Annotated in this window: 10 protein-coding genes; 2 read left to right on the top strand and 8 right to left on the bottom strand. The window is 72.6% G+C overall.

Translation table 11 applies throughout. The annotated features are described in order from the left end of the window. Window positions 1-49: 49 nt before the first annotated feature. Window positions 50-589, bottom strand: coding sequence for a helix-turn-helix domain-containing protein (locus tag CD790_RS14635; protein ID WP_144383638.1), 540 nt, complete (start codon window positions 587-589; stop codon window positions 50-52). 134 nt (window positions 590-723) lie between these two features. Between CD790_RS14635 and CD790_RS14630 the strand changes: the two genes are divergently transcribed. Further along, entirely contained in the window at window positions 724-2,181 is a 1,458-nt protein-coding gene (locus CD790_RS14630; RefSeq protein WP_144383637.1) for an MFS transporter, read from the top strand. Window positions 2,182-2,527: 346 nt separating this feature from the next. On the opposite strand, the gene CD790_RS14625 is transcribed toward CD790_RS14630, so the two are convergent. Both CD790_RS14625 and CD790_RS14620 read right to left on the bottom strand, forming a co-directional pair. Next, entirely contained in the window at window positions 2,528-2,878 is a 351-nt protein-coding gene (locus tag CD790_RS14625; RefSeq protein WP_144383636.1) for a cytidine deaminase, read from the bottom strand. Between the two features lie 27 nt (window positions 2,879-2,905). After that, window positions 2,906-3,796 carry a helix-turn-helix transcriptional regulator gene (locus CD790_RS14620; RefSeq protein WP_399217529.1) on the bottom strand — a complete coding sequence of 297 codons (891 nt, stop codon included), beginning with the start codon at window positions 3,794-3,796 and terminating at the stop codon, window positions 2,906-2,908. 92 nt (window positions 3,797-3,888) lie between these two features. Here CD790_RS14620 and CD790_RS14615 point away from each other — a divergent pair, with 92 nt between their 5' ends. Then, window positions 3,889-5,334 (top strand): MFS transporter, encoded by a 1,446-nt coding sequence (locus CD790_RS14615; protein ID WP_144383635.1) that lies wholly within the window; start codon window positions 3,889-3,891, stop codon window positions 5,332-5,334. A gap of 73 nt (window positions 5,335-5,407) precedes the next feature. On the opposite strand, the gene CD790_RS14610 is transcribed toward CD790_RS14615, so the two are convergent. The 5 genes from CD790_RS14610 to CD790_RS14590 all read right to left on the bottom strand — a co-directional run bounded on the left by CD790_RS14610 (window position 5,408) and on the right by CD790_RS14590 (window position 12,173). Then, window positions 5,408-6,718: a hemolysin family protein gene (locus CD790_RS14610; RefSeq protein WP_144383634.1), complete on the bottom strand. Its 1,311-nt coding sequence runs from the start codon at window positions 6,716-6,718 to the stop codon at window positions 5,408-5,410. Then, window positions 6,715-7,212 (bottom strand): rRNA maturation RNase YbeY, encoded by a 498-nt coding sequence (gene ybeY / locus CD790_RS14605; RefSeq protein ID WP_144383633.1) that lies wholly within the window; start codon window positions 7,210-7,212, stop codon window positions 6,715-6,717. Before ybeY ends, CD790_RS14610 begins: the two co-directional genes overlap by 4 nt. 10 nt (window positions 7,213-7,222) lie before the next feature. Next, window positions 7,223-8,230, bottom strand: a complete 1,008-nt coding sequence (locus tag CD790_RS14600) for a PhoH family protein (protein ID WP_144383632.1) — start codon at window positions 8,228-8,230, stop codon at window positions 7,223-7,225. Window positions 8,231-8,367: 137 nt separating this feature from the next. Further along, complete coding sequence (locus CD790_RS14595; RefSeq protein WP_144383631.1) at window positions 8,368-10,416, bottom strand: dynamin family protein; 2,049 nt, start codon at window positions 10,414-10,416, stop codon at window positions 8,368-8,370. Then, window positions 10,413-12,173 carry a GTPase gene (locus CD790_RS14590; RefSeq protein WP_186319016.1) on the bottom strand — a complete coding sequence of 587 codons (1,761 nt, stop codon included), beginning with the start codon at window positions 12,171-12,173 and terminating at the stop codon, window positions 10,413-10,415. The genes CD790_RS14595 and CD790_RS14590 overlap by 4 nt, the downstream gene beginning before the upstream one ends. Window positions 12,174-12,268 lie beyond the last annotated feature (95 nt).

Raw genomic sequence — 12,268 nt, 5'->3', positions numbered from 1 at the left:
GACGCCGCCGTACGGCGCCCCGGGATGCCGGGGCGCCGCGGCGGGCGGCTCAGGCCCGTCCGGCCTGCGGCTCGATGGGGCTCAGCAAGCGGTGCGGCCGGGCCAGGGCTCGGGAGACCGGGTCCTGCCGCAGTTCGTCGTCGGCGCCGGGGCCCGGCCGCATCGAGATGTCCCCGGGGGCCACCGGTACGGCGCAGGAGGGGCAGTTGCCGAGCGGATCCAGCCGGGTCCCGCAGGGGACATGGCTGAAGACGGTCCGCGACCGGCCGTCGGAGGCGTGCCGCTCGCCCCACTGGGCCAGGGCGTAGATCGGCAGCCACAGCGCCCGCCCCGCGTCGGTGAGCACATAGCCGTGGCGCACCGGCGCCCGCTGGTACGGCTCCTTGCGCAGCACCCCCGCGGCGACCAGCGACTGGAGCCGCTGGGTGAGCACCGCGCGCGGGATGTCCAGGTGCGCGAGGAAGTCGTTGAAGCGCCGCACCCCGTAGAAGGCGTCGCGCACGATCAGCATGCTCCAGCGCTCGCCGACCACCTCCAGGGCGCGTGCGAGCGAGCAGTCCTGCTGTGCGTAATCCGTACCCAGCGCCATGACATGAGTCTAACGAACAGGTTCGGTGAACGAATTAACCGTGGTACGTTCACCTAAGTTCGTTGAACAGACTTACCTGCCCAGAGCTACGCCGTCGGCCCGACCGGCGTACGAGGACCGACAGAGGACCCGCCATGGCGCCCAACGCCTCACCCTCCGCGCTCCGCAGCCCCGGCCTCACGCTGCTGACCGCCAGCTTCGGCACCCTGCTGGTGCTGATCGACTACACCTCGCCGCTGACCACGCTCTCCCCCACCGCCACCGCGCTGGACATGACCCCCTCCGCCCAGACCTGGGTGCTCACCGGCACCCTGGTGGGTCTGGCCGCCTTATTGCTCACCATGGGCAGCGTCGCCGACGACCATGGCCGCAAGCGGGTGTTCGGCGCCGGGGCCGGGCTGCTGCTGGTGTCGACCGCGCTCTCCGCCGCCGCCTCGAACACGGGCCTCTTCCTGACCGGGCGGATCCTCCAGGGCTGCGCCGCCGCGGCCGTCCTGGCGCCGAGCCTCGGGCTGATCGGCAACGCCTACCCGGTCGGCCCGGCGCGGGTGAAGGCGCTGGGCATGTGGGGCGCCTCGGTCGGCCTGGGCATCGCGCTGGGCCCGGTCTACGCGGCCCTGGTGGAGCGGGCCGGCGGCTGGCGCGCCATCTACTGGGTGCTGTCCGCGCTCTCCCTCCTGCTGATCGCGCTCACCGCGTGGACCCTGAACGAGTCCAAGAACGACCGCCCGCGCCGGCTCGACCCGCTCGGCGTGCTCACCCTGGGCGCCGGCTCCTCCTGTCTGATCGCCGGACTCGCCGAGGGCCGCTACGGCTGGGGGCGCACCCAGGTGCTGACGCTGCTCGGCGCCGGGGTGCTGCTGCTCGCCGCGTTCGTGCTGGTCGAGTCGCGGGTGGCGGAACCCATGCTGGAGCTGGGGCTGTTCCGGACGCCCGGCTTCATCGCCTCCACCAGCGGCGCCTTCTTCACCGGGATGTCCATCGTGGGCCTGATGAGCTATCTGCCCACCGTGGTGCAGAAGTCGCTCGGCGAGTCCCCGCTGACCGCCTCCGGCGTGCTGGCCATCTGGTCCGGCCTCTCGGTGGTCTCGGCGCTCCAGGCCCGCCGGCTGGCCGCCAAGGTGGCCGCCGCCACCCAGGTCGCCGGTTCGCTGCTGCTGTGCGGCATCGGCGAGGCGGCGCTGTACGGGCTGGACGCCGGCGACTCCTGGGCCCACCTGGTGCCCGGCCTGGTCATCGCCGGCATCGGCAGCGGCGTCCTGAACGCCGCCCTGGCCCGACTCGCCGTCAGCAGCGTGCCCCCGCACCGGGCCGCGATGGGCTCCGGCGCCAACAACAGCGCCCGCTACCTGGGCTCCGCCCTCGGCGTCGCCGTCATGATCACCGTCGTCAGCCAGCCCGAGTCGGCCGCCGGCCCCGGCCAGGCCATGGCCGACGGAGCGAACAACGCGTTCCTCGTCGCCGCCGCGCTCTGCCTGACCGGCGCCGCCATCGCCCTCTGGGCCCGGCTCGCCGAGTCCCGCGCGGAGTCCCGTACGCCCGCCGTCGAACCGCCCCTCACGGAACACCCCCGGGTCGCCTCACCCAGCTGACCCCACCCCAAGGGGCGGGCACCGAACGGACCGGCGCGCTTGTTTCCCCCACGGCCCAGCGCCCTCACGCCGCCGCGGACCAGCACCTTCGCCCCGCCGCGGACCAGCACCTTCAGCCCGCCCCGGACCGGCACTCCGATGCCGCCACGACGGCGCGCAACCACCACGACGCGGACCGGCGGTGCCGAACCGACAGAACCAACGACACCGACGACACCGACGACACCGACGACACCAACACAACCGACGGCACCGTCGACGCCCCGGGAGCGGGGACAGGGGGAAAGCCCCAGCCACACCCAGGAAGACGAGGGCGAAGCCCTCAACCGCGCACGCCGCCAGGCGTTCAGGTTCGGGCGGTCACCCGCAGTTCACCGTCCGGCCCCGCCAGGAGCACCGGCGTGCCGGGGCCGCCGAGGTCGCGCACCGCGGCGAGGTCGAGGTCGGCGGCGTCCGTCGCCTCGGTGACCACGGCAGCCGCCTCCAGGGACCTGGCGCCGCTGGCCACGGCCATGGCGACCGCGGTCTGCAGGGCGGTCAGCCGCAGCGAGTCGAGGGCGACGGTGCCGGCCACATAGGTCCGGCCGGTCTCGTCGCGTACGGCCGCGCCCTCCGGCACCCCGTTGCGGGCGCGCGCGGAGCGGGCGAGCGTGATGATCTTGCGGTCTTCGGGGTCCAGCGGTGCAGCGTCGCTCATGGGGACGAGGATATGCGCACGCCCCGCTCAGCCCGCGACCGAGTACATCCCGTCGCGACGGTCCTCGGGGGACATCAGCCGCTCCAACTTCGCCGCCGTGTCGGTCTCCGGCACGGGGTTGTGCAGCACGATCGTCAGATCCGGACGGGCCGGCACCCGCAGTTGGGTGGACTCGAAGAACAGCGCTCCGACCCGCGGATGTTCCATCTCCTTGACCAGCTGGCCACCGGCCCGTACGTCACCGAGCGCCCACAGCTCGGCGAACTCCTCGCTGAGCTCGGTCGCCTCCCGTACGACCTCGGCGTATCCCTCGTCGTGCGGCCGCTCCGACCAGGCCGCTCGGTACTGGGCGACGACCCAGGGGGCGATCCGCTCCCAGCTCTTGGCGCGCGCACGGTAGACGGGGTCGGTGAAGAAGGCGACGACGCAGTTCGACGAGACGCCCGGCTGACCGTAGCCCATGACCAGGCGGGCGGCCTCGTTATGGACGATGGTGTTCCAGTACGCGTCCATGATGTGCGCGGGGAACGGCATCCAGGCGTCGATCAGCCGGTGCAGCCCCTCGCGCAGGTAGTCCGGGTCGGGGAGGTCGGTCTCGGGCTGCGGCGGGTTGAGCCCCGCCAGGACGTACAGGTGGCGGCGCTCGGTGGCGCTCAGCCGGAGCACCCGCGCGACCGCGTCCAGCACCTGCGGAGAGACCGTGATGTCCCGGCCCTGCTCCAGCCATTGGTACCAGGAGGCGCCGACCCCGGCGAGCACCGCGACCTCCTCGCGGCGCAGCCCCGGCGTGCGGCGCCGCGCCCCGCCGTCCGGGAGACCCGCGTCGGTGGGGCTGATCCGGGCCCGACGGCTCATCAGGAAGTCACGCAGCTCCTGCCGACGACGGGTCTTCGCGCTGCTCTCGGTGGCCGGTGCCACGCTTCCCCCTGCTCTCGCACTGCCTGGTGGTCGGGCCAACAGGATATTCTCCCGCTCCCCACACCCCTTCGGTTCGCATGAACCTCTTGATCATGCCGATCGATTCCCCGACACGCCCCACCCCGTCCGACACCCCCACCCACCCCGAGGCGCCGACCTCTCCCGCCCCCGCCCCCGCCCGCATGTCCGGCCGCGCCAGGCTCGTGCTGATGGTGCTGTGCGCCGCGCAGTTCATCGTGGCCCTGGACTTCTCGATCCTGAACGTGGCGCTCCCGGTGATGGGCGCCGACCTGGGGATGAGCCAGGCCGATCTGCAATGGGCGGTGACCGCGTTCGCGCTGCCGTCCGGCGGCTTCCTGCTGCTGTTCGGCCGGATCGGCGACCTGTACGGGCGGCGGAAGTTGTTCCTCGCCGGGCTGGCGCTGTTCACCGCCGCCTCGGTGGTGGCCACCCTGGCCTGGAACCCGGCGGCCCTCCTGGCCGGGCGCGCGCTCCAGGGCCTGGCCGCGGCCGCCATCGTGCCGACCGGCATGTCGCTGCTGACCACCACCTTCGCCGAGGGCCCGGAGCGCGAGCGGGCGTTGGGCATCAGCGGCACCCTGCTGTCGCTGGGCTTCACCATCGGCATGGTGCTCGGCGGCTCCATGACCGACACCCTGGGCTGGCGCTCCACCATGGGGCTGCTGGCGGTGTGCACGCTGCTGGTGCTGGTGGCGGCGCCGGGCCTGCTGGCCGAGTCGCGCACCCCGGACCGGCCGCGGCTGGACGTGCCGGGCGCCGTGACCGTCACCGGTGGTCTGCTGGCCGTCATCTACGCCCTGTCGACGGCGGGCGAGCGCGGCTTCGGCGGCGCCGACGTCCTCGTCACGCTGGTGGTGGGCATCGCCCTGCTGGTGGCTTTCGTGATCGTGGAGTCCCGCGCCGAGCAGCCGCTGGTCTCGCTGCCGATGCTGCGACGCCGCACCATCGCCTGGGGCAACCTGGGCGGGCTGGTCACCTTCTCCATGATGAGCACGGTGATCTTCGTGCTGACCCTGTACCTCCAGGAGGTACTGGAGCTGTCGGCCTTCCAGACCGGTCTGGTCTTCGGCGTCCAGGGCGCGCTCTCGGCGGTGGCCGGCGGCTACGCGCCCAGGGTGATCGGCCGCTTCGGCGCGCGGCGCACGCTGGTCTTCTCGCTGCTGGGGCAGGGCCTGTTCGTCGCCGCGCTGCTGGGCCTGGACTCCGGCGGCCGGTCGGTGTGGCTGGCGACCGCCGCCGTCTCGCTGGCCAGCATGTGCCACCTCGGCGCGATCATCTCCTACGGGCTCACCGTCACCTCCGGGGTGCCGGACGAGGAGCAGGGGCTGGCGACCGGGCTGGTCACCAGCACCCAGCAGGTCGGCCTCACCGTCGGCATCCCGCTGCTGGGCGTCCTGGCCACCACCGGCTCCGAGCTGCTGCCGGGCGTCCGTCTGGTGCTGGGCGTCGACGCGGCGATCGTCGTGGCGGCGGGTCTGCTGGTGGCGCTGGGGCTGCGGAAGCCGGCCCGGTCCTGACGAGCCGGCTCGCGTCTCAAGCGGGCGTCCGGGGTGGGTGGACGGGACCGTCCCCCCACCGCGGACCACCAGGTCACGACGGTGCGGGCAGCCCCGCCTCCTCGCTCAGCTCGGCGGAGCGCATGGGCTCCACCAGCACCGTGACGATCTTGTTCCGACGTCCCGCGGCGGCCTCCGCGGTCAGCCGCAGCGACCGGCCGTCCGGGAGGTCCACCAGGCCGGAGGCGCCGGCGATCGGCACCCGGCCCAGGGACTTGGCGAGCAGCCCGCCGACCGTCTCCACGTCCTCGTCGTCCAGCTCCAGCCCGTAGAGCTCGCCCAGGTCGCCGATGTCCAGCCGGGCGGTCACCCGGTAGCGGTCGGCGCCCAGCTCCTCCACGGGCGGCAGCTCCCGGTCGTACTCGTCGGTGATCTCGCCGACGATCTCCTCCAGGATGTCCTCGATGGTGACGATGCCGGCGGTGCCGCCGTACTCGTCGATGACGACGGCGACGTGGTTGCGCTCCTGCTGCATCTCGCGCAGGAGGTCGCCCGCGTTCTTGGTGTCGGGGACGAAGGTCGCCGGCCGCATCGCCGTGGACACCAGCTCCGTCTCGGCGTCCCGGCTGATGTGCGTCTTGCGGGCCAGGTCCTTGAGGTAGACGACACCGACGATGTCGTCCTCGTTCTCCCCGGTCACCGGGATGCGGGAGAAACCGGAGCGCAGCGCGAGGGTGAGCGCCTGGCGGATGGTCTTGTAGCGCTCGATGACGACGAGGTCGGTGCGCGGCACCATCACCTCGCGCACCAGCGTGTCGCCCAGCTCGAAGACGGAGTGCACCATGCGCCGCTCATCGTCCTCGATGAGCGACTCCTTCTCCGCCAGGTCGACCATCGCGCGCAGCTCGGCCTCGGAGGCGAACGGGCCCTTGCGGAAGCCCTTGCCGGGGGTGAGCGCGTTACCCAGGAGGATCAGCAGCGCGGGCACCGGGCCCATCACCCGGGCCAGCGGCTGCAGCACATAGGCGGCCGCGGTGGCGGTGCCCAGCGGGTGCTGGGCACCGATGGTGCGCGGGGAGACGCCGACGGCGACATAGCTGACCAGGACCATCACGCCGATGGCCACGGTCAGCGCCTGCCAGGTCTGGTCGAACTCGCGCAGACAGGCGTAGGTCACCAGGGCGCCGGCCGCCACCTCGCAGGCCACCCGGACCAGCAGCGCGACGTTCAGATAGCGGGTCGGGTCCTCGGCCACCGCCATCAGCCGGGCGCTGCCGCGCTGTCCGGAGCGCAGCGCCTCCTCGGCGCGGAAGCGGGTGGTGCGCGCCAGGCCGGCCTCGGCGCAGGCCGCCAGCCACGCGACGACCACCAGCAGGACGGTCGCCGCGATCAGCTGTGCGGTCATCGGGTGGTGGGGGCCGGCGAGGGACCGGTGATACCGCGCTCGGCGCGCCAGCCGTCCACGATGGCGGCCTGGAGCCCGAACATCTCGGCCCGCTCGTCCGGCTCCTCGTGGTCGTATCCCAGCAGGTGGAGCACGCCGTGCACGGTGAGCAGCTGGAGCTCCTCGTCCATCGAGTGGTTGGTCGGCGCCTCCTCGCCCTGTCGCCTGGCGACCTCCGGGCAGAGCACGATGTCGCCGAGGAGCCCCTGCGGGGGCTCCTCGTCGTCCTTGGCCGGCGGGCGCAGCTCGTCCATCGGGAAGGACATGACATCGGTGGGGCCGGGCAGGTCCATCCACTGGATGTGGAGCTGCTCCATGGCGTCGGCGTCGACGACGATCACCGAGAGCTCGGAGAGCGGGTGGATACGCATCCGGGCGAGGGCGTAGCGGGCGACGTCCAGGATCGCCTGCTCGTCGATGTCGGTGCCGGACTCGTTGTTGACGTCGATCGCCATGGTGCTGTGACTACTGCTTCCCGTTGCGGCTGTCGTACTGCTCGTACGCGTCGACAATACGGCCGACCAGCTTGTGCCGGACCACGTCGGTGCTGGTGAGTATCGAGAAGTGGACGTCCTGCACCCCGTCGAGGATCTCCCGCACCTGGCGCAGCCCGCTCTTGGTGCCACCGGGGAGGTCGACCTGGGTGATGTCCCCCGTGATCACGATCTTCGAGTCGAAGCCGAGCCGGGTGAGGAACATCTTCATCTGCTCGGGGTTGGTGTTCTGCGCCTCGTCCAGAATGATGAACGCGTCGTTCAGCGTCCGACCGCGCATATACGCCAGCGGGGCGACCTCGATCGTCCCGGCGGCCATCAGCCGCGGGATGGAGTCGGGGTCGAGCATGTCGTGCAGGGCGTCGTAGAGCGGGCGCAGATACGGGTCGATCTTCTCGTAGAGCGTGCCGGGCAGGAAGCCCAGCCGCTCCCCCGCCTCGACCGCCGGCCGGGTCAGGATGATCCGGTTGACCTGCTTGGACTGCAGCGCCTGGACCGCCTTGGCCATGGCCAGATAGGTCTTGCCGGTGCCCGCCGGGCCGATGCCGAACACGATGGTGTGCTTGTCGATGGCGTCGACGTAACGCTTCTGGTTGAGCGTCTTCGGCCGGATGGTGCGACCGCGGTTGGAGAGGATGTTCTGTGTGAGCACCTCGGCCGGGCTCTCGGGAACGCCCGTCTCGCCGTTGTCCGCCGCTCGCAGCATGGCGATCGAGCGCTCCACCGCGTCCTCCGTCATGGGTTGACCGGTGCGGAGCACCAGCATCATCTCGTCGAACAGCCGCTGGATCAGAGCCACTTCGCCGGGCTCGCCGGTCGCGCTGACCTCGTTGCCCCGGACGTGGATGTCTGTCGACGGGAACGCCTGCTCGATCACGCGCAGCAGCACGTCACCGGAGCCCAGGACCATGACCATGGGGTGCTTGGTCGGGACGGTGAACTGGGCGTGCGCCTGCCGTTCTGTGGGTGTCTGCGTCATGGGCCGGCACTCGGGCCTGCTGCTACCTCCTCGTGCAGGGTGCCCCTGCTCGACCTCCTTGGGATATCAAGGGTACGACGGTATGCCGAGATCGCCCGAGCCCTTTTCCGGGGCCCGGCCCGGCCGGGGCGGCCCGCTCAGTCCCGCGGGACCTCCGAGACGTAGGGCTTGAGGAACGCGCCGATGAGGTCCTCGATGTCCGTCAGGGACCGCTCGTGGTGGGAGATCTCGTTGCGCCGGTGCACCTTCTCCTGCTCGTCCACACGCGCCCCGTCGATGTTCCGCTTCACGCTGACGATCAGCTCCTGGAGCCGGTCCGCGAGGGCGTCGGCGACCCCGCGCCAGTGGCCGCGCAGATCGGCGGCGCGGTTGCGCGCGTACTGCTGGCCCGAGGCGTCGGCGGTGCGCACCAGGTGCGCCGCGAAGTCCTCCGCCACCTTGCCGCGCAGCTTGCCGACCGAGAAGACGGCCACGAAGCCGGCGCTGAGCGCGCCGAGTGCCGCCCCGAAGGCCATGGCGGCTCCGAGCGGCGGCATGGCCACGCCCAGGCTCACGGCTCCGGCGCTGGCCGCGGCGGCGAAGCCACCGCCCGCCCCCGCGCCCGCGCCCGCCCCGAACGCCATCATCGGCACCGCCCGCAGGTGGAGCGGGATGTCGGGGTCCTCCCCCGGGGCCCGGCCCCGGTCCGCCGACAGGGCCAGGGCCTGCTGGAGGTAGTCGTGGTCCGCCACCGCCGGGAGGCCGGTCAGCTCGCTGCGCAGCTCCTCCAGCGTGTTCGCGTACGACTGCAGCAGCGGTTCGATGCGCTGGAGCAGCTCCGTCTGCTTCTGCCGTATGAACGGGTCCACGGTGCGGGTGCAGAAGATCTGCATCTCCCGCTGGAGGACGCTGACGTAGCCCTGCTGGATCTCCCGGGAGAGGGCGACCCGGCCGTCCCGGGTGAAGGCCCGGGAGAGCCGCCCGAGCGACCCCTTGCCCTTGGCGTCCCACTGCGGGACCTGTTCGCCCAGCTCCCGCAGGAACTCGGCGAACGACATCTTCACCTCCGACTCCACCTCCGAGATCCAGCGGTCGACGCAGTCCCGGATCTGGGTCAGGGACTGCTGGAGGTGGTCGCGGGTGCCCTGGCTGCGGTCCAGGATGGCGCGCAGCTCCTCGGCGGACTTCGCCAGCATGGCGCTTTCGCCCTGGAGCCGCCGCCGGAGCAGCACCACGTTGTGGCGGAGGAACTCCGCCAGGCGCACGAACTTCACCCGGGCGATATCACGCTGGCAGAACAGCTCCAGGGCCTTCTCGAACTCGAGGATCCCGGATTCCCGCTCCGCCGCGCCGTCATGCGAGATCCGGGCCTTGAGGGCGGTCAGGGCGCTCACGAAGAAGATGTTCGTGCCGCTTGAGGACCCCGATGCGCGACTGAACTGGGTGACGACGTTACGACACCGGCTCTGGACCTCGGCCCGGTCCTCCTCGCCGATCCGGTCGAACTGGTTGACCACGAAGAAGATGTCCCGGTGGCCGAGCTCCCGGACGTGGTCGAGGTAGTTCTTGGTCTCGTTGAGGGTGAAGGGGCGGCCGGCGTCCGTGACGAAGACGACCGCGTCCACCTGCTCCAGGAAGCTGAGGGTGATCAGCTCCCGCTCCGGGCTCTCGTTGATGCCCGCGGAGTCGACGATCTCCACCGACTGGCGCAGCAGGTCGAGCGGTTGGGAGACGACGGCCAGGCCGAAGGAGGGCTCGCGCGGCGCCCCCTCGGCGTCGATCTTCAGCGAGACCTCCTCCTGGAACTTGTCGATGCTCACCACGGTGGAGGAGCCCCGGCGCTCCACGCCGCGGTAGAGCCGGGCCTTCTCCGCCTCGCCCCACTGCAGCAGGGTGGTGAAGGCGGTGGCCGGGTTCGCCTTGGTCGGCAGCAGCTTCTTCCCCAGCATCGCGTTGATCAGCGTGCTCTTTCCGCTGCTGAACTCGCCGACGACCATGATGCGGAAGGTCTCGCGCTCGAAGACGCTTTCGGTCTTCTCCAGTCGCTGGGCGGCGCCGAGCTCCCGGGTTTCGCCGATGATCTCGTCGGCGTTCTCCGCGATGACCTGGAGACGGTGGAAAAGCTCCCGCAGTTCTCGGACGCGGCTCGCCCAGTCGTCGAACCTCGCGGCCGCCGGACCGGATTCCTGCTGGATTTCCTGGCTCACGAAGACCCTCCTGGTCGCGGCATTTCCATCCCCAGTGCGGACATATGGGTTTCGACCTCCCGACGCAGCCGCGCCGCCTCGTCGCGCAGGCTCCGCCAGTGCTCGCGGGAGGCCGGGGGCGCGGCCAGGGCCGCGGTGTGCAGCCGCCACCACTGCTCGTCCCGGTCCCGGGCCCCGGCCTCAAGCCGCTCGTACAGCCCGGCGACGCGGCGCTCGACGGCGGCCAGGTGCTCCTCGAAGGCGGTGTCGACCGCGTGGTCGACCTGGTCGACGGTGTCGAGCAGCCGCCGCTCCTGGCCGCGGGCCAGGGCGCCCTCCACCAGCCCGGTGACCACGGCCCCGAGCACGGCCGCGATCGCCTCGGAGGCGACCGGGGCGAGGGCCTGTTCGACGGTGCCGCCGACCGCCTCCGGGAGCCAGGCGGCCGCTCCCTCGAAGGCTCCTCCGCCGGCCCCGGAGCACGGCGGCGGAGGAGCCTCGTACGGCGTCGCCGGCGGGGCGGGCGTGAGCTCCGCGAAGAGGTCCTCACCCGGCCGGCCGGCGGCCAGCCGCTCCCGCAGCCAGCCGGTGTCCTCGGCCAGTGCGGCCTCGACGGTCCCGATGATCCAGCCCTCGAACTCCTGGAGCGCCAGCTCGACGCGGGGCAGGGCCCTCAGCCGCAGGAAGGCTGGGAGCTCGGGCGCCTCGGACAGGGTGGCGGACAGCTCGGCGGCACAGCGGGCCCGGCGCAGGCCCGCCTCGGCGCGCACCCGCCCGATGAGCGCGCCCCGGCGCCGGTCGAGCTCCGACCCGAGCACGATCCAGCCGAACCGGGCGCTCTCGTGGGCGGCGTGCCACACCTCCAGCGCCCGCGCCTGCCGCTCGGTGTCGCGCCGCGCGTCGGCCGGCCCCCGCTCGGCCGCGCCCGCCACCAGCTCGCAGGCGTCGGCGAGCAGCAGCAGTCGGCGCACGGTGCGCAGCGCGATCCGCTGCCGGGCCCCGGTGAGCGCGGTGAGGACCGACCGGCACAGCTCCAGGTGCTCGTCGTCCCGCGCGGGCCGGCTCGCCCCCGACTCGTGCCCACGGCTCTCGCGGTCGCCGCCCGCCGGAGAGCCCGCCGGCGAGGGCCGGTCCGCCGGGGAGGCGTCCGGTGCCCGCTCCGGGAGCGGGCCCGGCAGCAGATGCGCCTCGGGGGCGAGGGTGCGCATCAGGTGTCTGACCCGCCGCATCACCTCGTCCCGCTCGTCTTCGACCTCGTCGAGCTTGGTGACGACCACGACGATGGCCGGCGCGTGCGGCTGGCCGGCCAGCCCCCTGATCCGGGCCTGCTCGGTGCCCAGCAGGGCCCTACGCGCCTCGGTGGCCACCACGACCACGTCGGAGTCCGCGACGACCCGCGCCGGCTCGCCCCCGTCCGCCCAGTGGGCGGGCGCCTCCGCGGTCAGGTCCCAGCCCGGCGTGTCGACCAGCTCCAGCCCGGACCGGGCCAGCCAGTCGTCCCCGCCCTCCGATCGCACCACGGTCGGCGGGCGCGCCACCGGCAGCGCCGAGACCGGTACCCGCGCCGCGCCCGCGAGCCGGTTGACCAGCTGCGACTTGCCGGCATTGGTGCTGCCGACGACGCACACCCGGGCCACCGGCGTACCGGCGCGGCGACCCGCCCGGCGGATGAGCTCGGCGGCGCCGTCGGCTCCCGCGCGGTCCGCGAGCAGGGCCACCCGCTCGGCCAGCGCGAGCCGCGGATGCTCGGCCGGCGCGACCGGCGAGTGCTCGGCCATCGTGTGCCGCGCGTCGCGGCCACCGGGCTTTCGGTCGTCGTCCTGTTCGGCCCTGCCGCTCGGATCCCCCGCGCCCGCCGCTCCCCCTTCGGCCC

The organism is Streptomyces sp. SAJ15 (genome assembly GCF_007595705.1).
Classification (GTDB): domain Bacteria; phylum Actinomycetota; class Actinomycetes; order Streptomycetales; family Streptomycetaceae; genus Streptomyces.
Note: the sequence above shows the minus strand (reverse complement) of the source record. Positions and strands in the feature narration are given on the sequence as shown.